This is a genomic window from Metabacillus bambusae (assembly GCF_017497975.1).
Classification (GTDB): Bacteria; Bacillota; Bacilli; order Bacillales; family Bacillaceae; genus Metabacillus; species Metabacillus bambusae.
Genome location: NZ_JAGDEL010000005.1, coordinates 1 through 23,564, shown reverse-complemented (window position 1 = coordinate 23,564; position 23,564 = coordinate 1). Strand labels below are relative to the sequence as shown.

Here is a 23,564-nt window from a genome sequence, read left to right as displayed (position 1 = left end):
CCGGATTCTTATGAAAAGTTCTCCCAAAATGTAAATGTATAACTACAAAAAGAATGCCCTGATCAATAAAATCATATTGTATGCAAATTTAGTTATATTGATTTTGAATGATAGCGAAGGAGGTGTGGTTATGGAACAGGAAACAATGTTGAAAGAAATACTCAATGCATTAAAATTACATAGGAATCAATCATAATACACCTCAGCCTCTAATTCCTCGTGTACTGTTGCCATACGAAAAGTTTCATTCTCCTTTAAGCCACACAATCAATATTAATCCAAGCTCCAAGCCAATCAACAACCCCAAAACGTTTTGAACTTACTAAAGTAATTTAGTGAGTTTTTTTTGTATCTTAATTGATCAATTCATATCCCCCAATGTAAGCGCATATACTATTACACTTAATCCTGTATTTACAAAAATAAAACAATCTTCAACAATTTTCACAATTTCTTCACGAAATTTTTACGTTTAGGCAGGAGACGAGCAGGGGAATATAGAATTAAGTATACATAGCTTTATCATAAAGGAGGAGTTCAATCATGAGATATAACGTCAGAGGGGAAAACATTGAAATAACTCCAGCACTAAGAGAATATGCAGAAAAGAAAATTGGTAAGCTTGAGCGATACTTTGAAGAGTCAGTTAACGCAAATGTGAATGTAAACTTAAAATTCTATAATGACCAAGAGTCAAAAATAGAAGTAACGATTCCAATGACAGATCTTGTGCTTCGTGCTGAGGAGCATAATCAAGACATGTACGCAGCCATTGATCTTGTGGTAAATAAATTAGAACGTCAAATTCGTAAACATAAAACAAAAGTCAATCGCAAGCTTCGTGAGCAAGGTGCTCCAAAGTTTGTGTTTAGCAATCTACAACCTGAGGATAACGCTCCTTTAGAAGAGGAAGATCAAGAAGAAGTTGTTCGTACAAAGCGCTTTAACTTAAAGCCGATGGACAGCGAGGAAGCGATCCTACAAATGGACATGCTAGGCCACAGTTTTTTTGTATTTACGGATTCTAAAACAAATAAAACAAATGTTGTCTATAAACGTAAAGATGGTAAATATGGCTTAATTGAGCCTCATGTATAAAACAAGGACAGCGCCCAATTAGGGCGCTGTTATTTCATTTATAGGGGAGAAAAAGATGAGTAAACCTAAAATTACTGTAATAGGAAGTATAAATATGGATCTTGTTACGAAAACAAATACAATTCCAAAAGTCGGAGAAACCGTTTTAGGGGAATCCTTTTTCACAATTCCAGGTGGAAAAGGTGCTAACCAGGCTGTAGCAGCAGCGAGATTAGGAGCAGGGGTCACCATGATTGGCTGCGTAGGGGACGACGCATTTGGGAATGAATTGAAAAATCATTTAACCGCTCAAGGAGTTTCGGTGGAAAATGTCAAAACCATTCCCGAAACTTCAACAGGTATTGCCTCTATAACACTTTCCAATGGAGATAACAGCATAATCATCGTATCTGGTGCCAATCATTTTGTCACACCTGAAGTCGTTAAACAGCATGAACACCTCATCGCTGAAAGTGATATCGTGCTTTTACAGCTGGAAATCCCATTGCAAAGTGTAATGGAAGCCGTTCAACTAGCAAAAAGACATAATGTGCAAGTGATCTTAAATCCTGCTCCGATTCAAAAACTACCAAAGGAACTAATCCTACAAGTAGATTACATAACACCAAACGAACACGAACAAGAAATGCTTTTATCAGCAAGCAACATGTCTGACGAAGAATTAAAATTAGTTAAAGAAAAATGCATCGTAACAAAAGGCTCAAAAGGTGTCATGCTTTATCAATATGGAGAAACTCTCATCCAGGGCTATAAAGTCAATGCTGTTGATTCTACTGGTGCAGGAGACTCCTTCAATGGAGCGTTAGCTTTCTCTTTAAGCAATGGTGCAGCTTTAAAAGAATCCTGCCAATTTGCCAATGCGGTTGCAGCATTGTCTGTAACAAAGCTAGGTGCGCAAGCAGGTATGCCTACCTTAGATGAAGTAGAGGCGTTTGTATCAGGGGACAGTCCCCAGTCATAAGCGTATGTAGTTAGCACCCTATAGAATGTTTTTATAGAACAAATGTTCCATCCTGGTATAATAGTAAATAAGGATGTGATAAAATAATGATGATCTATAGGGTGTTAGAGAAGCCTCGAGAATATAATGGTATTGATTATGATGGACTTTGGAAAAAATTGATTTATGAGTTGTTTGAAGAGTTTATCCTATACTTTGCAGCTGATTTATACGAGGAAATTGACTTTTTAAAGGAACCTGAATTTTTACAACAAGAACTTTTTTAAGAAATAATTCAAGAAAAGAAAGGTAAAAATGTAGCCGATCAAATTGTGAAAGTATTTCTAAAGAATGGAGAAGAAAAGTGGATTCTTATTCATATTGAAGTACAGGGAGACTATGATCCAGGGTTTTCGAAGAGAATGTTCCAATACTGCTATCGAATTTTTGATAAATACAATCAGGATATTTGTGCAATTGCATTATTAACGGATGGTACTAAAAGTTTTCGCCCCAATAAATATCATCGTTCGTATCATGGGACTGAGTTGATATATAAATATAATATATATAAATTTTCTGACCAAGATGAAAATCAGCTACTATTATCAAGTAATCCATTTGCTCTTGCTGTATTAGCAGGTAAATTTGCAAATGAGGCAAAAACTGATGACGAGAAACGTTACCGCTTTAAACGGAAATTAATCAAGTTAGTCTTACAAAAAAATAATAACCCCCAAGAGGAACAACGCATTTATATTTCTACATTAATCTACTTCATTGACTATTTACTACAATTACCTAAAGAACTAACTCAAAAACTAAGAAATGAAATCATTCTCTCAAAGGAGATGGAAACGATGTATCTAGATCGAAAAAATCTACCGTTAACTTTTGGCGAATTAATGAAGTTGGAAAGGGACGAAGGAAAAGAAGAAGGAAAGCGGAAAGTCGCGAGGAGAATGTTAATTGAAGGGTTACCAGTTGAGATGATTGCAAAGTTAACAGATCTACCAGAAGACGAAATACGAAAGTTATAACGATAGTATACCGCAAAAGGCACCCGGTTGTACCCCATCTCAAATAGTGCTAAAATAAAGGATAGTTTAACAAAAACAATAACAAAAATGATAATTTCACTCTAAACACAGAGGAGCGTTATGAATGCTTGGAATTTTAAATAAGGTGTTTGATTTTAACAAACGTGCGTTAAATCGTTATGAAAAGATGGCTGATCAGATTGATGCGTTAAGCAGTAAAATGAGCGGTTTATCAGATGATGATCTTAAAGCAAAAACAGAAGAATTTAAGGGTCGTGTTGCGAAGGGTGAATCACTCGACGATCTTTTAATAGAGGCTTTTGCTGTTGTTCGTGAAGCGGCGAAGCGTGTGTTAGGTTTACATCCATACAAGGTACAGTTAATGGGTGGTATTTCCTTACATGAAGGGAATATATCAGAAATGAAAACAGGTGAAGGGAAAACCTTAACTTCAACAATGCCTGTTTATTTAAATGCGCTATCAGGTGAAGGTGTACATGTTGTCACAGTCAATGAATATTTAGCTAGTCGTGATGCACATGAAATGGGTCAATTATTTGAATTCCTTGGTCTAACAGTTGGTCTTAACTTAAATTCACTTAACAAAGATGAAAAGCGTGAAGCATATGCTGCAGATGTTACATATTCAACAAATAATGAACTTGGCTTTGATTATTTGCGAGACAATATGGTTCTTTACCGTGAGCAAATGGTACAGCGTCCACTTAATTTTGCTGTAATTGATGAGGTTGACTCGATCTTAGTCGATGAAGCGAGAACACCGTTAATTATCTCAGGACAAGCTGCGAAATCGACAAAGCTTTATATCCAAGCCAATGGTTTTGTTCGTCAATTAAAGCAGGAAGAAGATTTTACATATGATGTGAAAACAAAGGCTGTTCAGCTTACAGAGGACGGTATGACGAAAGCTGAAAAAGCGTTTGGAATTGAAAATCTTTTCGACATCAACCATGTTGCGTTAAATCATCACATCAACCAAGCGTTAAAAGCACAATTTGTGATGCAACGCGATGTTGACTATGTGGTTGAAGAAGAACAGGTTGTTATTGTTGACTCGTTCACTGGTCGTCTAATGAAGGGACGCCGCTATAGTGATGGGCTTCACCAGGCAATTGAAGCTAAAGAAGGTCTAGAGATTCAAAATGAAAGCATGACACTTGCAACAATCACATTCCAAAACTACTTCCGTATGTATAAAAAGCTTTCTGGTATGACTGGTACAGCGAAAACGGAAGAAGAAGAGTTCCGCAATATTTATAATATGCAGGTTGTCGCAATTCCAACGAACAAGCCAATTGCACGTGATGATAAAGCTGATTTAGTTTACCGTTCAATGGAAGGGAAATTCCGTGCGGTTGTAGAGGATGTATCACAACGTCATGATCTTGGTCAGCCAATTTTAGTTGGTACCGTTGCTGTTGAAACATCTGAATTAATTTCTCAGCTTCTTAAGAAAAAAGGGGTTCCCCATCATGTGTTAAATGCAAAAAACCATGAGAAGGAAGCAGAAATTATTGAAAATGCTGGTCAGCGTGGAGCGGTTACGATTGCAACAAATATGGCTGGTCGTGGTACAGATATCAAGCTTGGTGATGGTGTTCGCGAGCTAGGTGGTTTAGCGGTTATCGGGACAGAGCGTCATGAATCCCGCCGTATTGATAACCAGCTTCGTGGACGTTCAGGACGTCAAGGTGATCCGGGTGCAACGCAATTCTATCTTTCTATGGAAGATGAATTAATGCGCCGCTTTGGCTCAGAAAATATGATGAATATGATGGATCGTCTAGGTATGGACGATACGCAACCAATTCAAAGTAAAATTGTCTCTCGTGCTGTTGAATCTGCGCAAAAACGTGTTGAAGGAAATAACTTTGATGCACGTAAACAGCTTCTACAATATGATGATGTTTTACGTCAGCAACGTGAGGTTATTTATAAACAACGCTTTGAAGTTCTTGATTCTGATAACCTTCGTGAGATTGTTGAAAAAATGCTTCTGTCAACGATTGAGCGCACTGTAGGTACGTATACACCACAAGATGAGGTTGAGGAAGAATGGAACTTAGAAGGTATTATTGATTATATGAATGCCAACATTCTTCAAGAGGGTGAGCTTGGAATATCTGATCTTCGTGGAAAAGATCCTGAAGAAATGACAGAGCTTATTAGCAAAAAGGCAATCGCGCTCTACAACCTGAAAGAAGAAGACTTCGGCGATGAGCAAATGCGTGAGTTCGAAAAAGTTATTCTTCTTCGAGCTGTTGATTCAAAATGGATGGATCACATCGATGCGATGGATCAGCTTCGTCAGGGTATTCATTTACGTGCATACGGTCAAAATGATCCATTGCGTGAATACCAAATGGAAGGCTTTGCAATGTTTGAAAACATGATTGCTTCCATTGAAGAGGATGTTGCGAAATATATCATGAAAGCCCAAATTCGCAACAATCTTGAGCGCCAAGAGGTAGCGAAGGGCCAAACAGCCGTACATCCAAAAGAAGGCGATGCACCTCCAAAGAAAAAACCGTCTCGTAAAGTCGTTGAAATTGGTCGAAATGAGCCATGTATTTGTGGCAGTGGTAAAAAATACAAAAACTGCTGTGGACAATAAATAGCTTTCAATAGAGAAAAAGGTATATAATATAGAAATTACTTAAACTGAGAGAGGTGACATTACACCTCTCTCTTGTTTGCGGATTTATCCTGACAACACAAATTAAACCCGAGGTGACTGCAATGGAATTGGTAGAAATTCGACAAGAGCTTGAAAAAACAGCTAAACGTTTAGCGGACTTTAGGGGGTCTCTTTGACCTCGATATAAAGGAAGCTCGTATTCAGCAGCTAGAAGGTCAAATGACTGCACCTGATTTTTGGGATAACCAAAACGCTGCGCAAACTGTCATAAATGAAACAAACGCATTAAAAGAAATGGTTGACCAGTTTCATGAGTTAAATGAGTCTTATGAAAATCTTCAATTAACCTATGAACTTGTGAAAGAAGAAGAAGATGCAGATTTACAGGAAGAGCTTGTTTCTGAAATTAAGGATTTAGTAGGTAAGTTGAATGACTTCGAACTACAGCTGTTGCTAAGTGAGCAGCATGACAAAAATAATGCGATCCTTGAGCTACACCCAGGTGCTGGTGGAACGGAGTCTCAAGACTGGGGTTCAATGCTATTACGTATGTACACACGTTGGGCTGAGAAAAAAGGCTTCAAGGTAGAGACACTTGATTATTTACCAGGTGATGAAGCTGGAATAAAAAGTGTTACCCTCCTTATCAAAGGACATAATGCATATGGCTACTTAAAAGCAGAAAAAGGTGTTCATCGCTTAGTACGTATTTCACCTTTCGACTCATCAGGTCGTCGCCATACTTCATTCGTTTCTTGTGAGATTATGCCTGAATTTAATGAAGAAATCGATATCGAAATTCGGACAGAGGATTTAAAAGTTGATACGTACCGTGCGAGTGGAGCTGGTGGACAGCATATTAATACAACTGACTCAGCTGTTCGTATCACACATTTGCCAACGAATATCGTTGTGACATGTCAAACAGAACGTTCTCAAATTAAAAACCGCGAGCGTGCTATGAAAATGCTTCAAGCTAAGCTATACCAAAAACGAATTGAAGAGCAAGAAGCAGAGCTTGCGGAAATCCGTGGTGAGCAAAAGGACATCGGCTGGGGCAGCCAAATTCGTTCCTACGTATTCCACCCATATTCAATGGTGAAGGATCACCGCACAAATACAGAAATCGGCAACGTACATGCGGTCATGGATGGAGAATTAGATCCGTTTATTGATGCATTCTTACGTTCGAAATTATCATAAAAATGATGAAGCAACTCGGATTGTGAACGCAATCGGGTTGCTTTTTTTAATATAACTGGCTAAAAGCATCAATTGCAAAATTAATAGTAGAAGTTGCAAAATTATAAGTGAAAGTTGCAAAAAAATCATCCGAAGTTGCAAAATTAATAATAAAATTTGCAAAAATAGTCTCCAAACTTGCAAGAATCACTAGTTAACTCCTCTAAAACTGCTATATTTCATCTCATTTCTATGAAGTTTTTCCTATCTCAAACCCCACTTCGTAATTTTTTCACCAAAGTAGCAAACAATAATCAAAGTTACCCTCTCTTTACCTCGTTACCACGTTATTTAGCTGTCATTCACAGACAAAATAACGAGTGCTATACTCATTTAGGGCATCTATGTCTAACCATAAAACGCTAAAAAGGAGGTACATTTCCTGTGAATTTTCGCAAAAGAAATCATTCATACAATCCTAGGCTAGAGAAAGTGATTGAATACATATACATATTGATTGGTTCATCATTTGTTGCGATCGGCTTTAATTTATTTTTACTACCAAACCGAGTTGCGTCGGGTGGGGTAAGTGGTATTAGTACGATCCTTGATGCGACATTCGGATTCGAGCCTGCTTATGTGCAGTGGGCATTCAATATTCCGCTATTTATCGCAGGTGTCATTTTATTAGGGAAACAATTTGGGATTAAAACATTAGTTGGAACCATTTTTGTACCACTAGTTGTCTATCTTACGAGAAACTGGGAGCCGGCCACAATGGATCCGTTGCTTGGTTCATTATTTGGTGGAATTGCCATCGGACTTGGATTAGGTATTGTTTTTAGAGGGAAAGCATCAACTGGAGGGACAGACCTTGCCGCACAAATCATTCATAAATATACAGGGCTTACGCTTGGTACTTGTGTAGCATTACTTGATGGATTTATCGTGCTAGCTGCAGCGTTTGTGTTCGATATTGAACGAGGGCTTTATGCGTTAATCGGCTTGTATGTGACAAGTAAAACGATTGATATCGTTCAAATTGGCTGGGGGCGTTCGAAAATGGCAATGATAATAACCAATCAGCAAAAGGAGATTCAGGATGCAATCCTCCATGAAATTGATCGAGGTGTGACCCGGTTAGCAGCACATGGTGGGTTTACGAACAATGAACGACCTGTTTTAATGTGTGTTGTTGATCAATCGGAATTCACAAAATTGAAACAACTCGTTAAAAGTATTGATCCATATGCATTTGTTACTGTTACAGATGCTTCAGAGGTTCTTGGAGAAGGTTTCAAACGTGCCTAGTTAGGTTATAATAACCTAGAAATTATTAAACGGTACTATACATAATGAAGGAGGAAATCACAATGAAAACAAAGCTACTTACATTATTACTTGGAACATCGGTTATTCTTGGTGCTTGTGGTGGTGGAGAAGAGCCTAAGGAAGAAGCGAAGGGTACAACAGAAGCTAGCGGTGATGCAGAAACAATCGTTCAACAAAGCTGTATTGGCTGCCACGGTGAAAATTTAGAAGGCAAAAATGGTCCAAACTTACAAGAAGTCGGAGCGAAATATGAAAAAGAAGAAATTAAAGAGATTCTTATCAACGGACGTGGAGGCATGCCAGGAGTATTACAAGATGCAGATGCTGAAGTTGTCGCAACATGGTTGGCTGAGAAAAAATAAAATCACTCTAAATGAAATATATTGTAATAAAATGAAAGGTTGACTCCGACAAAGGTCATCCTTTTTTTATTTTTTCTTGCATTATTAGTCAGAAAGTTCTAAAATTTTAACTATAAAACGCTTTCTTTTTATAAATCTTTTGTCACATTATCCCATAGAGCCTTCAAAAAGCTTATTATATCAAGGTGTTTTTGGTTTAATATGGATGAAATAAAATTGTAATATAAATTTAGTCTATTTTTGACGAAAATTGATGGTATAATGAAACTTGTAGTTTTGAAGACAAGGAATTATTATGTCTGTTTAGTCGACAATATACGACAATGAACGACATATTTCCAAATAAAAACAACTATTAGGTGGTTTTTTTATGATAGAAATGTCAGAAGTATATAAAACATATCCAAATGGTGTTTTAGCCATTAACGGGCTTGATATAATGATTAACCAAGGTGAGTTTGTTTATGTCGTTGGACCTAGTGGAGCTGGGAAGTCAACATTTATTAAAATGATGTACCGTGAGGAAAAGCCTTCAAGCGGAAAAATCATAATTAATGGTGTCGATTTATCAAAGCTTAAGGAAAATAAAGTTCCGATGCTAAGACGTAGTATTGGTGTTGTATTCCAGGATTTTAAACTATTACCAAAGCTAACCGTGTTTGAAAATGTAGCATTTGCATTAGAAGTGATTGGTGAAAGCCAAAAAAGTATAAAAAAGAGAGTACTAGACGTACTAGATTTAGTTCAGCTTAAACATAAAGCACGATTTTTCCCTAATGAATTGTCAGGTGGGGAACAGCAACGTGTTTCTATTGCGCGTTCAATCGTTAACAATCCTGCAGTAATGATCGCAGATGAACCTACAGGTAACCTTGATCCTGATACGTCATGGGAAATCATGCACCTATTTGAAGAAATCAATAATCGTGGTACAACGATTGTTATGGCAACACATAACAAGGAAATCGTAAATACGTTGAAAAAGCGTGTCATCGCAGTCGAAGATGGAAAGATTGTGCGTGACGAAGCAAGAGGGGAGTACGGTTTATATGATTAATACTCTTGGTCGTCATTTCCGTGAAAGTTTAAAGAGTTTAGCAAGAAATGCATGGATGACGTTTGCATCAGTCAGTGCAGTAACCGTGACATTAATTTTAGTTGGTACATTCTTAGTCATTATGATGAACTTAAACAATGTTGCTGATAATCTTGAAAATGATGTTGAAGTTCGAGTTCTTATCGATGTAACTGCTAAAGAGGATGCACAAGCAAAGCTTAAGAGTGAGATCGAAAAGATTAAAGAGGTAGAATCTATTGTTTACTCTCCTAAGGAAAAAGAGTTAGATAACTTAGTTGAGAGTTTAGGTGAAGAAGGGGAATCCTTTGAACTTTTCGAGCAAAATAATCCATTAAACGATGTGTTTGTTGTAAAAGCAAAGGAACCACAAGATACAAAGCTAATTGCAGATAAAATTGCAAAATTTGAAAATGCATCAAAAGTGAAATATGGTCAAGATGAAGTTGAAAAGCTTTTTGATGTCATATCACTTTCTCGAAATATTGGTTTAGGTCTTATTATAGGTCTGATTTTTACAGCGATGTTCTTAATATCTAATACTATTAAAATTACGATTTTCGCTCGTAGACATGAAATCGAAATTATGAGACTTGTTGGTGCTACAAATGGATTTATTCGCTGGCCATTTTTCCTAGAGGGTTTATTTTTAGGAGTACTCGGTGCGGTTGTTCCTATTGTACTTATCATAACAGTTTACAAATCGTTATATACATGGGCTTTACCAAAGCTTCAGGGCTCGTTTGTTGAGTTCTTGCCATTTAGTCCATTCGTATTCCAAGTATCAGCAATCCTATTATTAATCGGTGCTTTAATCGGTGTTTGGGGAAGCTTAATGTCAGTACGTAAATTCTTAAAAGTGTAAACTAGCAGTTTTTTTGACTGCTAGTTTACTAGTTTTTGATACATAACGTAGGGGAGGAAAGAGAAAAACATGATGAAAAGAAAAATAGTAACGTTCAGCTTGGCTGCGATCATTGGGACAAGCGGGTTATTTCTGCCATATAACAACCTTGCCCTCGCTGAAACGTTAGATGAGAAAAAGAAGGAAATTGATAGTAAGCAATCAGACGTATCAAATAGTCTTGATGAAAAAGAAAGTGAAATCACTAATCTAGAAAAAGAGCAAGAACAGCTTAATGCGGATATTGAAAAAATTGATATGCAGGTTGCTGAAACGAACGGAGAAATAAGAGAAAAAGAAGCTAGTATTGAGGAAACGAAGAAAAAGATTGAAGAGTTAAAAGCAGAAATTGAAGTAGTAAAAGCAAGAATCGCAGAGCGTAATAAATTATTAGAAGAACGTGCGCGTGCCCTTCAAGAGAGTGGCGGTATGGTTAGCTATTTAGATGTGCTACTTGGTGCTCAAAGCTTTGGTGATTTTGTCGGACGTGTTAGTGCCGTTACAACAATTGTCGAAGCAGACCGTGAGATTCTTAAAGCACATGAAGAGGATAAACAACTTTTAGAGCAAGCAGAGGCAGATCTAAATAGCCAGCTTCAATCGTTAGAACAATCACTAACTGAATTAGAAGGTTTGAAGGAGCAATTAAGTGCTCAAGTCAAACAAAAGCAAGAGCTTATGAAAAAGGTAGAGCTGCAGCACGGTGAAGCAGTTCATGAGTATCATGAATTAGAAAATGAAGCAGAATTTTTAGCTCAACAAGAAAAGGCAATCTTACAAGAACAACAACGACAAAAAGAGGCAGCGGAAGCAGCAGCTCGAGCAGCCGCAGAAGAAGCTAAGAGGAAAGCAGCAGCTGCTACTTCAAGCTCAAGCTCGTCTTCAGGCTCAACTACTTCAACAGTTTCAACAGATATACCAGCTGTTTCTAGTGGTAACTTTATGTGGCCAGCATCAGGAAGACATTCTTCTGAATATGGATATCGGATCCATCCGATTACAGGAGCTCAAAAATTACATTCAGGTATAGATATTGCTAATAGTACAGGTACTCCAATTGTTGCATCAGCTAGTGGGACAGTTATCCGTTCACATTATTCTAGTAGCTATGGAAATGTAGTCTACATTTCACACAACATTAATGGACAAGTCTATACAACTCTTTATGCACATATGGAAGCTCGCCATGTAAGTGCAGGTCAATCCGTATCTAAAGGTCAACAAGTAGGTACTTTGGGTTCTACTGGGCAATCAACTGGCCCGCATTTGCATTTTGAAATTCATAAAGGGCCATGGAACGGAGCATCAAGTTCTGTAAATCCTAGAAACTATCTACCATAATTATACCCTTTCAAAAACCTCTAATACGTCATGTTTTAGAGGTTTTTTGTGTCTAGAGCAACTTCCAGTGACTTTTCAGATTGTCTTACATGATTTGTACAAGCTTGACATATACTAAAAAAAGTCTAATTATCAGCTGTTTTACATAAACCTGGCTACATTGGAAATAGGAGGTATAGGATGAATCAGAGAATAACAGCATTGTTGATCGCATTAGCATTAGTAGTAGGGGCAGGTGGCATGTATATAGGAATGGAGTTATCAGCTCATGAAGCTCCAAAAGAAGTTGAGGCAGTCCCGACAATTGGTAATGTGTTTAATGCAGAGGAAGAGGCCTCAGAAATTGAGGGGTTTGATAAATTTAAGCAAGCACTTGAGTTGATTTCTACTCGTTATGTGGAGGAAGTAGATGAGGAGGAGCTGTTAGAAGGGGCTATCCAAGGCATGCTCTCCACATTAGATGATCCATACTCGGTGTACATGGATAAGGAAACGGCAAAGCAATTCTCGCAGTCACTTGATTCTTCCTTTGAAGGAATTGGTGCAGAGGTTGGTATGAAAAGTGGTAAAGTGACGATTGTTGCTCCTTTCAAAGGATCTCCTGCCGAAAAGGCTGGACTTCAACCAAATGACCAGATTGTTAGCATAGATGGAGAAGATGTTGAAGGATTAGATCTTCATGAAACGGTGCTAAAAATCCGTGGTGAAAAAGGAACAAAGGTAGCGATTGAAGTTATACGACCAAATTCAAGGGAAAAGATTACATTTGATGTCGTTCGTGATGAAATTCCACTTGAAACCGTCATTGGTTCAACAAAGGAATATAAAGGGAAAAAGGTAGGATACATCCAAATTACCTCTTTTTCTGAAAATACAGCAGAAGACTTTCAAAAGACGCTATCAAAGCTAGAAAAAAATAATATTGAAGGGCTTGTATTAGATGTACGTGGAAATCCTGGTGGTTACCTGCAAAGCGTGGAAGAAGTTCTAAAACAATTTGTAACAAAGGATAAGCCTTATATCCAAATTGAAGAGCGCAACGGAGATAAAAAGCGTTACTTTTCATCTCTTACTAAGAAAAAGGAATACCCTGTCAGCGTGTTAATCGATAAAGGAAGCGCATCAGCCTCTGAAATCCTTGCTGGGGCTTTAAAAGAAGCGTCAGGCTATGAGATAGTCGGTGTCACCTCATTTGGTAAAGGAACTGTACAACAGGCAGTACCAATGGGTGATGGCAGTAACATAAAACTAACCCTCTATAAATGGTTAACACCAGAAGGGAACTGGATCCACAAAAAAGGTGTTGAGCCGACCATTAAGGTAGAGCAACCAGATATATTCCAACTAAGCCCGATCCAGCTAGAAAAAAGCTTAGAACCAGATATGAATAATGACCAGGTAAAAACAGCACAACTCATTTTAAAAGGATTAGGCATAAAACCGGGAAGAGAAGACGGCTACTATAGCAAGGAAACAGAAACAGCAGTAAAAGCCTTTCAAGAAGCGAATGAACTACCAATAAACGGAAAAATTGATCTCCAAACTGCAGATACACTAAATCAAAAAATAGTTGAACTAAAAGGAAGAGAAGCAAATGACCTCCAGTTGAAAACAGGAATCAAGGCGTTGTTTGAATGAATGTTTGGGGACAGTCCCCCGTCGCTTTAAAGCGATGAGGGACTGTCCCCATTTTAATTCATCACATAAGGACGTAAAAATACCAGCAGTTCCGAAGTAGTATAAATAAAGATAAGATCTTAGGTATAGATCGGCTATAAGTAACTCCAAGTAAATTAATTAATATAAGAGAGAAAACCGGGGGGTTCAATATGAAAAAGTCCAGTTACCTGAAGGAACAGGTTTATCAACAATTAATATCGGAGTTAAGTGAAAAGAATTCGGCAGCGCATTCATATGCTAGTTCTAGTAAATGGATTCGTTTGTTTTGTATGTATTTAGCAAATTATACGGCTATTAAAGAGATTGACCAGGTGGACAAAGCAAGTGTACAGAAATATTTTACGTATTTATTGGATAATCATAAGCGCTTGTCTCTTAGTTTGACAGATATAAAGAAGTCAATGCAAATGATAGAGGAGATTTTACATATTGAAGTAGGTAATTCGTTGAATGATTTTTCACTGTCTAATACTAGTCTGTGGAATAACTTAAAATAAGCATACTCAATCCTCTCCTTAGATGGTAAAATATGAGTAACCTACTAGATACGTACGGGTAGAAACAGTAAGGTGGGATTCTGTTTTGATAGAAAATTGGTTACTTGAGTTACTTTGGGCAGTTGGACGTTTCTTTATTCATCCACTCTTCTATTTGTTCCTCCTGTTGACACTAACATACGGCTACTTTCGTATAAAACGCGAAAGGAAATCCTTTCATGTACGTGTCGAGGACATTTACAATGAAATGAAATTTACTTATACAAAGGGATTACTCGTTGGCTGTATCGCATCACTCGTCCTCTTTGGGATCGGGTTAAGCTTACCATTTGGAACAATTGTGTTACTAACGATTGTCACAGCTCTATTAGGGTTTACATTTCAGTTACGTTGGCTTTCAGCTGCTTTTTCAATTGGGATTACGCTCTTTGCAACTGCGATTATAACTAATGTAGATGCTGGTGGTTTTGAACAATTTTTTGTAGGATTATCTGACACAAGCTATGCGTCACTAAGTATAGTTGCAGGCTTAATGGTTATCGCGGAAGGTGTATTAATTTACCGTACTGCACATAAAAACACGTCACCCTTCTTGAAAACGAGTACAAGGGGCTTACCAATTGGTACACATGTCGCAAACCGCACATGGATGCTGCCCTTGTTATTTCTTGTACCAGGTGGCACGCTGACCTCAACACTACCGTGGTGGCCTATCTTAACGATTAACGGAGAGCCATTTTTACTTATGTTCATTCCATTCTTCATTGGCTTTAATCAACGTGTCCAAGGGTCACTTCCACAAGAAAGCATTAAGGTTACGGGACTCCGCGTGATTTGGCTAGGTGTACTGACTTTATTAATTTCTGTCGTAAGTATTTGGTTTACAGTTGCTGCCTTTATCGCCTTATTTATTGCAATGGCTGGTCGTGAATTTATTACGATTCGTCAAAGAGTAAACGACAAATCAGCAGCATTTTACTTTTCAAAAAGAGATCAAGGCTTAATGGTATTAGGAATTCTTCCACAATCACCAGCTGAGAAAATGAATTTGCAGGTTGGAGAAATGGTGACCAAGGTGAATGGCCAAGCTGTGAAAACAGTTGAGGAGTTTTACCAATTTCTTCAGATAAATCGTGCATTTTGTAAACTGGAAGTCATCGGCTTTAATGGTGAAATTCGCTTTGTTCAGCGTGCATTGTATGATGGTGAGCATCATGAGTTAGGGATTCTTTTTGTATTGGATGAGAAGAAGTGGGAGATAGAAGCGGTATAATGGATAGAAAGGGTTCAGTTTAATATATAATGTTGAGGTACCAAAAAGATATTTATATTATCTTTAGGTACCTTTTTTTAATTTGATAAATTAATAGTTTTTTTGAGGTTAAGAATTCTAGATGTAATTAAAGCATTATTTTTTACCTTTTAAGAGATGATTTGTTTAATTCTAAAGATAGATCAAAGTTTTTTGATTTAATTATTCCTATAGTACCTATTTTAAATAGTTCAAACTCATATGATCAATTATTAAAATACTTTGAAAGTGGAGGAATTATTAAAAAGTTCGATACAACTTATTTGGAGAGACTTTCATTATACATAGATGATATGAGATTGCTAAAGAACATCTACAATGAGTTTCTAATATATTATGGAAGAATTCAATCCACAGAGTTAGATTCTAAAGAGACCTAAATTTGATCTGAACCCAAAAAGTTAGACATGAATATTAAGCAGCTTCCTGGGCATGAGTTCGGTATTGAACCGGACTCATGCCTTTTAATTTTTCCTTAATTCGTTTGTGATTGTAATAGTAAATATAATCCTCTAATTCTTGTTTAAAATGTTCCATACCCTTCATGTAGTGCTCTACTGATGAAATTTTTGTTTCAAGTGAATACTTTGTCATAAAAAAACTACACCTCCAAATGTTAGTTGTGTCTAACATTTGGGGTGCAGATCAAATTTTGGTCTCTTATTTTTTTGGCAGTGTCAGATTGTAAAGCGTAGATTAATAAAGTGTAAAAACGATTAAGGAATATTAATTCACTGTAAAGAATTAAAAGAATTTATTTTTCGACAATTAGTGGCATTTACCTATTTGAGGTTTATTGACTTTTCAAATTTTATGACAAATTTTGATTCCTATTCGACTTTTTTCTCTAGGAAATGAAGGAATTGTAGTTTACTGTCGTAATTTGTATGTCAATTTTCCTAATTTTCTCGGTTTACAAAGTCAATAAATTTTTTCAATACTAGCTTAATATTTTAAAAATAAAATAATCTTTAGAGTCACTAAACAAAATGATGAATAAAAAGGAGCGGTTTTGAAGATGGATCGTCGTAAATTTTTAACGTATATGGGTAGTGGAACAGCTGCATTGGTTGCGGCATCTTCAGGTATAGGAGTTTTAGCACCTAAGGCTAGTGCTGCAACAGCAAATCATTTAATGGATGGACAACCTAACGGCAAGGGAAAACCTTTTACTGCACCTTTTAAACCAATTGGACGTACATGGGAAAATGAATTAGTCCTTCCAAATGGTTATAACTATAACATTATCGCTTCTTATGGAGATGTTATCAACTCTAAAGGGGAAATATTTGGGGATGCTGCTGACTTAACAGTATATTTTCCAATTGATAGTTTAGAAGGTGGAAATAATTCAGAAGAAGGGTTAATTTGGGTTAACCATGAATTCCCTGAACCAGGAAACTATATGGATATGTTAGGTATAAATAAGACTACATATAAAAAAGAAAATCTTGCACAGTACCCTGAGCTACTAAAATTACAAAAAGAAGCAGTTGGTGGATCTGTGATTCATGTAAAGAAAGAAAAAGATGTATGGAAATTAGTGAAATCTGATCAATATAATCGCCGTGTCGATGGGACAACCCCTATTCAATTAACTGGTCCTGCAGCTGGAAGCAGTGCGGTTAAGGGAGCTAAAACAGTTGAAGGATCACTTGGAAACTGCAGTGGAGGACGTACGCTTTGGAATACTGCCCTTTCTTGTGAAGAAAATACGGAATATGGTGATGATTATGGGTGGCCAAACTTTACAGACGAGCACTATGGCTGGGTAATGGAAGTAGACCCATTTAATCCGGATGCACCTGTACGCAAGCATACTGCTCTTGGACGTTTTGCCCATGAAAATACAGCAATGGGACAAACAAAAGACGGACGAGTTGTTGTGTATATGGGTGATGATTCACGAGGAGAATTTTTCTATAAGTTTGTAAGTGAAAAGAAATTTAATCCAAGTAACCGTGAAGCAAATTTTGATATTTTAGAAAAGGGAACATTATATGTTGCAAATCTTTCTAATCAAACATGGATTGCGCTAGATTATGCAAAAAATGAAAAACTTCAAAATGAATTTGGAAGCCAAGCAGAGGTGTTAACTAATGCTCGTCAAGCAGGTCGCGTTGTAGGTGCGACACCATTAGACCGTCCTGAAGATGTTGAAATTCATCCGCATGACGGAAGTGTATTCTTAGCATTAACAAATAACTCTAATCACGGAAATTTCCATGGTCAAATTATTCGTTTTATGCCTGCTGAGGATGACCATGCTAGCGAAAAATTCACATTTGAAGTATTTGTTGCCGGTGGTCAGCAAAGTGGTATCACTTGTCCAGATAATCTACACTTTGATAGCAAAGGAAATCTATGGGTAGTGGAAGACTTTGGTGCTACTGAAGATAACGTATATGCAGAATATAAAAACTGTGGTGTGTTCATGATCCCTACAGATGGTAAAAATTATGGAGAACCATTCCAATTTGCATCAGGCCCTAAAGGTTGTGAAGTTACAGGTCCTTGGTTAACACCAGATGAACGTACATTATTCCTAGATGTTCAACATCCAGATACTTGGAACCCTTACCCTGGGCAAAGCTTCGGACGTTCTTGTTTAGTAGCAGTTCAAGGTGGGCCATTTAAGTAATATAGTCAAATTTTAATAGAAACATTTAATTCCGTTACGAAAAAAGGAAACTGTCTCAAAAAAAGGACTCTCAACCGATTTTAGTGGGAGAGATTCCTTTTTTTAGACAGTCCTGTTTTATAACTCAGGAGGAGAGTTTTCATGATCGTTGTGTGTAAACAACATGTTAACAAAGCTTTGAAAATGATATTTCTTCCGCATATACAACCGATCTCTAAGGAAAACGTGCTATCTGGACACTTTAAATGTCATGTCTGTACTCAAAATGCTGATTTTAAATTATATAATTTTGAATCCAAAAGAAAGCACGTAACTCAAGAAGCAATATAAAAGGAGGAAATAATTTGTTACAAAATATTGGAATTCCTGGATTAATTCTTATTCTCGTAATCGCATTAATTATTTTTGGGCCTAAAAAACTTCCGGAAATTGGTCGAGCTTTTGGTACAACATTAAAGGAATTTAAGAAATCAACACGTGAATTAGTTGCAGATGAGGAAACTGAAGAGAAAAAAAATAAGCTGGAAGAAGACCAATCTAGTACAAAAGAGAACAAACCAAAAGCAGTTTAATAAAAATGATTTATGAGATGTAGGTAGAAAATCTTACTTGCATCTTTTTTTCATGGAGGTGTTTCCTAATGGAGAACAGGGATATGAATCTTATTGACCATTTAGGTGAGCTGAGAAAACGTCTAATCATTATTCTGGGCAGCTTCACCCTTCTTTTAGTCATTTCCTTTATTTATGTTAAAGAGATTTACGATTGGGTTATTCAAGATTCAACAATTAAGCTTGCTATATTAGGTCCAAGTGACATCATCTGGGTTTATTTAATGCTGGCAGCCGTTATTGCTATTGCAGGGACAATCCCGATAGCTGCCCACCAGATATGGCTTTTTGTAAAGCCTGCATTATCAAAGCGTGAAAGAAAGGTAACACTAGCTTATATTCCAGCTTTATTTATTCTATTCATTGTTGGAATTAGCTTTGGATACTTTATTATTTTTCCAATCGTTTTTGACTTTTTGCTATCATTAGCTGGTGATATGTTTATGTCCTTTTTTACTGCGGAAAAATATTTCCGATTTATGATGCATATAATATTGCCATTCGGATTTTTATTCGAATTACCAGTTATTATTATGTTTTTAACTAGTCTGGGGATATTAGATCCATACCGCTTGCAGAAAATGCGCAGATATTCTTATTTTGGACTAATCGTTACAGCTGTTTTAATAACACCACCTGATTTTGTTTCAGATGTGATCGTCGTCATACCACTGCTGTTTTTATATGAATGTAGTGTGTTATTGTCGAGGGTCGTATACCATAGAAAGCAAAAGCAGGAACTAGCATTTGAATCATAAGTAAATATAAGGTAACAATGGAGAGAGAATTTACCTGCATAGCCACTACCAATGTAATCTTAATTCAATAAATTGGCAAGTGAGGACTCCCTTATTGGTTAAGGAGGTAATAAAAACTATGTCAATTCAATCACTAAAAAATGGTGGTTATATTGTATATTTTAGACACGGAGAAGCAACAGTGGGGCGAGATCAACCCTTTGTCGACTTTGATAGGTGTGAGACGCAAAGAAATTTAAATGAAACTGGTAGAAGGCAAGCTATACTTATTGGAGAGGTTTTCAGGAAGGAAAGTATTCCTTTGGAACCCTTTATTATCTCCAGTCCCTATTGTAGGGCCTTGAATACAGCAAAATTAGCCTTTAGTAATAAACCGGTACGTATAGAACGTTCATTGGCAAGAGTAGTGAATTTAAGCGAATACCCTACAATAACGGATAATGAAAAAAACCAAATATTAAATGACCTAAAAAGGGTATTAGAAATTCCGACATCTTTAGGTGAAAATAGAGTTGTTTTTGGACACAGTTTTCCAAAGGGAATAGGTCTCGGCAATATAGAATATATGGTTGGGGTTATAATAAAACCAAAAGGACAGGGGAAGGGATATGAAGAAGTGGATAGAATAAACTTTAATAAATACATATATTCTTAATTACTAGTTTATAAAATTTTGAAGAAAAAGGGACTACATCAAAGTGGTCCCTATTCGTAAGATTTCTAACATCTCATAGATTTGTGTATGTAAATCATTTTGGAATTTATAGAATATAATATTTGCATTTTGCAAATAATTGTTGTAAAACTAAATTAAGAGGTGAACGTATATGAAAGATGAAAATCTTCGCGAACTATTTCAGACTATGACCAGAAGATTTGGTTTTTTGAATAAAAGCTGCTGTACTTCAGGAGGGTACGATATTTCCCTTATTCAAAGTCATATCCTTTATGAAATAGATCGTCAACATAAACCATCGATACAGCAAATTGCTGAAACGTTAGGAACTGATATTACAACCTTTAGTCGTCAGATTCAATCGCTTATTAAAATGAACATGGTGAAAAAAACACCAGATCCTGATGATCGACGGGTTTATATTCTTTCGCTTACTACAGAAGGGAAATTTGTAGCGACTATGATTGATCAACAAATGAATTCTTATTTAAACGAAGTCTTCTCACATATGAACGACTTCGAAAAAGAGACGGTTATTCGTTCCATCAATTTATTAAATGATGCTATGGCTAAATCCAGCAAATGTTGCACGGCTCCGATGGGATAATCTTCTCCCTATTAAATACTTGCAAAATGCAAATAAAAAGGAGTGTTAATATGACGATAGTTTGGGATACTATTGTAATTGGTGGAGGGCAGGCTGGTCTTGCTTCAGGTTATCATTTGAAGAAGAAAGGATTAAAATTTTTGATCTTGGAAGCCAATAATCAAGCAACCGGTTCCTGGCCTTCTTATTACGATAGTTTAAAGCTCTTTTCCCCAGCCGGTTTATCTTCGCTTCCAGGCATGAAGATGACTGGAAAGAAAAATCACTACCCTTTGAAAAATGAAGTGATTCGTTATTTAAAGAATTACGCTAAAAAGTTTCAATTTCCTATCCAGACAAATCAACGAGTTACAGATGTTATGAAACATGATATGGGTTTTACGATTCATACTCAGACGGGTGACACTTATCAAACACGAACGATCATCAATGCTACGGGTCACTTTCACAATCCTTATATGCCAGAAATTAAGGAGAATGACCTTTTTCAGGGGGAAGTACTTCATTCATCAGCATATCAAAACCCTGATCGTTACATGGGTAAAAGAGTAGTGGTTGTAGGACGTGGTAATTCTGCTGTTCAAATTGCGATTGAGCTTGCAGAGATTAGTCATACTTCATTAGCTGTGCTTCAGCCTGTTCAATTTGTAAATCAAAAAGTTTTGGGTATTGATTTACATTATTGGTTTAGGGTTATCTGTTTAGACACCTTTCCATTCTGGCGATTCGGGAAAGAGGTTCCCATTCCGAGTGCCGTTGCAGACTTAGGTGATTACAAAGCGAGATTGGAAGCTGGAAAACCTGATCAACAAAAGATGTTTACATCTTTTTACTCTGATGGTGTTATTTGGCCGGACGGAACGAATGAACCAGTGGATACAGTTATCTTTGCAACCGGTTATCGCCCAAACCTTTCCTACCTAAAAAAGATTGGAGCACTAGACTCTGAAGGGAAGCCTTTACAGGTTGCAGGAATAAGCACCACTATTCCTGGTATTTACTATGTCGGATTGGAAGGTCAGCGTTCATTTGCTTCTGCCACATTGAGGGGCGTAGGACCTGACGCACATTTTGTAGTTAGAAAATTAATTCGATATTTAAAGAGTTTAAATTAAAAGGTGCAATAGGTAATAAGAATGAATGGGTACCAAGTGTATTTATTCCTTATGAATTTCTATGAAAGTCTTGGCAAAAAGTGTTACTCGATCTAACAAAAAAAGTAGTTTTCAAATAATCAAGCTGTTTTAAACTGAATAAATGATTTGTATTATCGTTAGCCTAAAGGCTTCTATGTGAATGCCGAACAGAAAATGAAGGATCTAAAGGTGCTGCAAAATATATTGGTAGATATCTTGCTAGACCTGCGGTAGCTGAATATCGTATAGAAGAATATGACGGCAAAATCGTACGACTCTGGTATAAAGATCATCAAACAGGAAAGAGGGTGGATGAAGTCCTCTTTGTATACAAATTTCTCTTTAACTTCATACAACACATTTCCCCCAAGCATTTTCGGGTGGTTGGTCGCTTTGGTTTGTATAGTAGAAGATCTTACCGAAGAGCTAAGGATGTTTTGTCTCTTCATGCCTTTAAGAGAACAAACAAATTTCTTGGTTATTAGAAACAAAAAAGAAGAAGAAAACATATCGACAAAGTATAATTGAAGCATTTGATAAAGATCCATTTTTGTGTCCTCATTGCCTTCGTCAGATGGAATTGGTAGAAATCTGGCATGCGGATTACGGGTTCCTGTATCATTATATGGAGGATACGAAATGCATTAAGGGTTAGAGGAAGATAGGTAATGAGCAGATGAAATGAGTAAAGATTTATTGAAATGGCTAGAAGAAGAGGATCCGTTTGTTCTAAATCAAAACTCTAACTATTAAGTGTATAGATTGTGGAAAAGAAGATGAGATACCTGACTTTGTAGTTGAAGAATTCAGTTTTGATCTGAAAGAGAGTGAAGAAGTAGAGATTGTATGTCCTTTTTGTGAGGGCACTATGCAGTTAGCGAGAAATATCCAAAGTGATTAATCAACACTTGGGACGTGATTTAGTCGCATTAGCGATTTTGTTATTATATAGAAGCGTACTGAAATAGGTCGTAGCTATCATTCTATATCAGGAATGTTAGGTGGAAGAGTATAAGAATAAGAACTAGTAATAAATTGATAGTATGAGGGTTTTTAACGTTGATTATGGTGTTCTTAAATTATTTATCAATAGTTATTGACTTCTTTTAAAAAGGATAGTAATATAGTAATTCCCCACTGAGGGAATTGAAAAGTCTCGCATTGGTGGACATTTTAAACACTGTTGAAAAAGTAATTCTTCGTTACTAATTCAAATTTAAGTATTTCAGAAAAGTTATTGACAGAAAAAGAACAAAATGATATATTGTTATTCTGTCTTCAAAAAATAGTTCTTTGAAAACTAAACAAAACAGAAACGTCAACGTTAATCTAATTAACAAAAACGTACTATATAAGTACAAATTTTTATGAGCTATATCAAACACTTTATTGGAGAGTTTGATCCTGGCTCAGGACGAACGCTGGCGGCGTGCCTAATACATGCAAGTCGAGCGAATCAATGGGAGCTTGCTCCCAGAGATTAGCGGCGGACGGGTGAGTAACACGTGGGTAACCTGCCTGTAAGATTGGGATAACTCCGGGAAACCGGAGCTAATACCGGATAATATTTTGAACCGCATGGTTCGAAATTGAAAGATGGCGTCTAGCTATCACTTACGGATGGACCCGCGGCGCATTAGCTAGTTGGTGAGGTAACGGCTCACCAAGGCAACGATGCGTAGCCGACCTGAGAGGGTGATCGGCCACACTGGG

Annotated in this window: 23 protein-coding genes, 1 rRNA gene and 1 pseudogene; 23 read left to right on the top strand and 2 right to left on the bottom strand. The window is 36.9% G+C overall.

The features are described 5' to 3' along the window. The first annotated feature begins 543 nt into the window (after positions 1-543). The 6 genes from hpf to prfB all read left to right on the top strand — a co-directional run bounded on the left by hpf (position 544) and on the right by prfB (position 6,940). Entirely contained in the window at positions 544-1,098 is a 555-nt protein-coding gene (gene hpf, locus I7822_RS08605) for a ribosome hibernation-promoting factor, HPF/YfiA family (RefSeq protein WP_207977004.1), read from the top strand. 55 nt (positions 1,099-1,153) lie between these two features. Next, positions 1,154-2,059: a ribokinase gene (gene rbsK, locus I7822_RS08600; protein WP_207977003.1), complete on the top strand. Its 906-nt coding sequence runs from the start codon at positions 1,154-1,156 to the stop codon at positions 2,057-2,059. 86 nt (positions 2,060-2,145) lie between these two features. Beyond that, positions 2,146-2,325 carry a hypothetical protein gene (locus I7822_RS29850; RefSeq protein ID WP_243459369.1) on the top strand — a complete coding sequence of 60 codons (180 nt, stop codon included), beginning with the start codon at positions 2,146-2,148 and terminating at the stop codon, positions 2,323-2,325. Between the two features lie 45 nt (positions 2,326-2,370). Continuing rightward, on the top strand, positions 2,371-3,078 hold the full coding sequence (locus tag I7822_RS08595; protein ID WP_243459368.1) for an Rpn/YhgA-type helix-turn-helix domain-containing protein: 708 nt from the start codon (positions 2,371-2,373) through the stop codon (positions 3,076-3,078). A gap of 124 nt (positions 3,079-3,202) precedes the next feature. Further along, complete coding sequence (gene secA / locus I7822_RS08590; RefSeq protein WP_207977001.1) at positions 3,203-5,713, top strand: preprotein translocase subunit SecA; 2,511 nt, start codon at positions 3,203-3,205, stop codon at positions 5,711-5,713. 125 nt (positions 5,714-5,838) lie between these two features. Next, a protein-coding gene (gene prfB / locus I7822_RS08585; protein WP_207976999.1) for a peptide chain release factor 2 occupies positions 5,839-6,940 on the top strand; the annotation gives its coding sequence in 2 pieces (ribosomal slippage) (positions 5,839-5,910 and positions 5,912-6,940; 1,101 coding nt in all). 46 nt (positions 6,941-6,986) lie between these two features. On the opposite strand, the gene I7822_RS08580 is transcribed toward prfB, so the two are convergent. After that, on the bottom strand, positions 6,987-7,130 hold the full coding sequence (locus tag I7822_RS08580; protein ID WP_207976997.1) for a hypothetical protein: 144 nt from the start codon (positions 7,128-7,130) through the stop codon (positions 6,987-6,989). Between the two features lie 233 nt (positions 7,131-7,363). On the opposite strand from I7822_RS08580, the gene I7822_RS08575 reads away from it, so the two are divergent. From I7822_RS08575 to I7822_RS30640, 9 genes and pseudogenes are all read left to right on the top strand, one after another. Continuing rightward, positions 7,364-8,230, top strand: coding sequence for a YitT family protein (locus I7822_RS08575; protein WP_207976995.1), 867 nt, complete (start codon positions 7,364-7,366; stop codon positions 8,228-8,230). A 62-nt stretch (positions 8,231-8,292) separates the two neighbouring features. Further along, positions 8,293-8,613, top strand: coding sequence for a cytochrome c551 (gene cccB / locus I7822_RS08570; protein WP_207976993.1), 321 nt, complete (start codon positions 8,293-8,295; stop codon positions 8,611-8,613). A 370-nt stretch (positions 8,614-8,983) separates the two neighbouring features. Beyond that, a complete protein-coding gene (ftsE, locus tag I7822_RS08565) occupies positions 8,984-9,670 on the top strand; it encodes a cell division ATP-binding protein FtsE (protein WP_207976991.1) in 687 nt (228 codons plus the stop codon). After that, positions 9,663-10,553, top strand: a complete 891-nt coding sequence (gene ftsX, locus I7822_RS08560; protein ID WP_207976989.1) for a permease-like cell division protein FtsX — start codon at positions 9,663-9,665, stop codon at positions 10,551-10,553. Before ftsE ends, ftsX begins: the two co-directional genes overlap by 8 nt. Positions 10,554-10,622: 69 nt before the next feature. Continuing rightward, positions 10,623-11,933 carry a murein hydrolase activator EnvC family protein gene (locus I7822_RS08555; RefSeq protein WP_307847706.1) on the top strand — a complete coding sequence of 437 codons (1,311 nt, stop codon included), beginning with the start codon at positions 10,623-10,625 and terminating at the stop codon, positions 11,931-11,933. Positions 11,934-12,113: 180 nt separating this feature from the next. Further along, a complete protein-coding gene (locus I7822_RS08550) occupies positions 12,114-13,571 on the top strand; it encodes a S41 family peptidase (protein WP_207976988.1) in 1,458 nt (485 codons plus the stop codon). 191 nt (positions 13,572-13,762) lie between these two features. Further along, on the top strand, positions 13,763-14,110 hold the full coding sequence (locus tag I7822_RS08545; protein ID WP_207976986.1) for a swarming motility protein SwrAA: 348 nt from the start codon (positions 13,763-13,765) through the stop codon (positions 14,108-14,110). An 85-nt stretch (positions 14,111-14,195) separates the two neighbouring features. Continuing rightward, positions 14,196-15,383 carry a PDZ domain-containing protein gene (locus I7822_RS08540; RefSeq protein WP_207976984.1) on the top strand — a complete coding sequence of 396 codons (1,188 nt, stop codon included), beginning with the start codon at positions 14,196-14,198 and terminating at the stop codon, positions 15,381-15,383. Between the two features lie 140 nt (positions 15,384-15,523). Beyond that, positions 15,524-15,787 (top strand): annotated as a pseudogene (locus I7822_RS30640) (YobI family P-loop NTPase); the annotation flags it as partial. Between the two features lie 49 nt (positions 15,788-15,836). Here I7822_RS30640 and I7822_RS08535 read toward each other — a convergent pair. After that, the gene (locus tag I7822_RS08535; RefSeq protein WP_372442126.1) at positions 15,837-16,055 is read right to left on the bottom strand and encodes an IS3 family transposase; all 219 of its coding nucleotides are present in this window, start codon (positions 16,053-16,055) and stop codon (positions 15,837-15,839) included. A gap of 385 nt (positions 16,056-16,440) precedes the next feature. On the opposite strand from I7822_RS08535, the gene I7822_RS08530 reads away from it, so the two are divergent. The 8 genes from I7822_RS08530 to I7822_RS08495 all read left to right on the top strand — a co-directional run. Next, on the top strand, positions 16,441-18,063 hold the full coding sequence (locus I7822_RS08530; protein ID WP_207976983.1) for a PhoX family protein: 1,623 nt from the start codon (positions 16,441-16,443) through the stop codon (positions 18,061-18,063). Between the two features lie 344 nt (positions 18,064-18,407). Beyond that, positions 18,408-18,635, top strand: a complete 228-nt coding sequence (locus tag I7822_RS08525; RefSeq protein WP_207976981.1) for a twin-arginine translocase TatA/TatE family subunit — start codon at positions 18,408-18,410, stop codon at positions 18,633-18,635. A gap of 68 nt (positions 18,636-18,703) precedes the next feature. Beyond that, entirely contained in the window at positions 18,704-19,432 is a 729-nt protein-coding gene (gene tatC / locus I7822_RS08520) for a twin-arginine translocase subunit TatC (RefSeq protein ID WP_207976979.1), read from the top strand. A gap of 118 nt (positions 19,433-19,550) precedes the next feature. Further along, the gene (locus tag I7822_RS08515) at positions 19,551-20,087 is read left to right on the top strand and encodes a histidine phosphatase family protein (protein ID WP_207976977.1); all 537 of its coding nucleotides are present in this window, start codon (positions 19,551-19,553) and stop codon (positions 20,085-20,087) included. A gap of 172 nt (positions 20,088-20,259) precedes the next feature. Further along, positions 20,260-20,715, top strand: coding sequence for a MarR family winged helix-turn-helix transcriptional regulator (locus I7822_RS08510; protein WP_207976975.1), 456 nt, complete (start codon positions 20,260-20,262; stop codon positions 20,713-20,715). Positions 20,716-20,765: 50 nt separating this feature from the next. After that, the gene (locus I7822_RS08505; protein ID WP_207976973.1) at positions 20,766-21,830 is read left to right on the top strand and encodes a flavin-containing monooxygenase; all 1,065 of its coding nucleotides are present in this window, start codon (positions 20,766-20,768) and stop codon (positions 21,828-21,830) included. A 224-nt stretch (positions 21,831-22,054) separates the two neighbouring features. Beyond that, positions 22,055-22,336, top strand: coding sequence for a transposase (locus I7822_RS30635; protein WP_207977513.1), 282 nt, complete (start codon positions 22,055-22,057; stop codon positions 22,334-22,336). A gap of 901 nt (positions 22,337-23,237) precedes the next feature. Next, positions 23,238-23,564, top strand: a 16S ribosomal RNA gene (locus I7822_RS08495); the annotation flags it as partial.

Bases quoted from the DNA above. Each gene is read 5' to 3' on its own strand.
- hpf (WP_207977004.1), top strand. From the start codon at position 544: ATGAGATATAACGTCAGAGGGGAAAACATTGAAATAACTCCAGCACTA.
- rbsK (WP_207977003.1), top strand. From the start codon at position 1,154: ATGAGTAAACCTAAAATTACTGTAATAGGAAGTATAAATATGGATCTT.
- I7822_RS29850 (WP_243459369.1), top strand. From the start codon at position 2,146: ATGATGATCTATAGGGTGTTAGAGAAGCCTCGAGAATATAATGGTATT.
- secA (WP_207977001.1), top strand. From the start codon at position 3,203: ATGCTTGGAATTTTAAATAAGGTGTTTGATTTTAACAAACGTGCGTTA.
- cccB (WP_207976993.1), top strand. From the start codon at position 8,293: ATGAAAACAAAGCTACTTACATTATTACTTGGAACATCGGTTATTCTT.
- ftsE (WP_207976991.1), top strand. From the start codon at position 8,984: ATGATAGAAATGTCAGAAGTATATAAAACATATCCAAATGGTGTTTTA.
- ftsX (WP_207976989.1), top strand. From the start codon at position 9,663: ATGATTAATACTCTTGGTCGTCATTTCCGTGAAAGTTTAAAGAGTTTA.
- I7822_RS08555 (WP_307847706.1), top strand. From the start codon at position 10,623: ATGATGAAAAGAAAAATAGTAACGTTCAGCTTGGCTGCGATCATTGGG.
- I7822_RS08550 (WP_207976988.1), top strand. From the start codon at position 12,114: ATGAATCAGAGAATAACAGCATTGTTGATCGCATTAGCATTAGTAGTA.
- I7822_RS08545 (WP_207976986.1), top strand. From the start codon at position 13,763: ATGAAAAAGTCCAGTTACCTGAAGGAACAGGTTTATCAACAATTAATA.
- I7822_RS08535 (WP_372442126.1), bottom strand. From the start codon at position 16,055: ATGTTAGACACAACTAACATTTGGAGGTGTAGTTTTTTTATGACAAAG.
- I7822_RS08530 (WP_207976983.1), top strand. From the start codon at position 16,441: ATGGATCGTCGTAAATTTTTAACGTATATGGGTAGTGGAACAGCTGCA.
- tatC (WP_207976979.1), top strand. From the start codon at position 18,704: ATGGAGAACAGGGATATGAATCTTATTGACCATTTAGGTGAGCTGAGA.
- I7822_RS08515 (WP_207976977.1), top strand. From the start codon at position 19,551: ATGTCAATTCAATCACTAAAAAATGGTGGTTATATTGTATATTTTAGA.
- I7822_RS08510 (WP_207976975.1), top strand. From the start codon at position 20,260: ATGAAAGATGAAAATCTTCGCGAACTATTTCAGACTATGACCAGAAGA.
- I7822_RS08505 (WP_207976973.1), top strand. From the start codon at position 20,766: ATGACGATAGTTTGGGATACTATTGTAATTGGTGGAGGGCAGGCTGGT.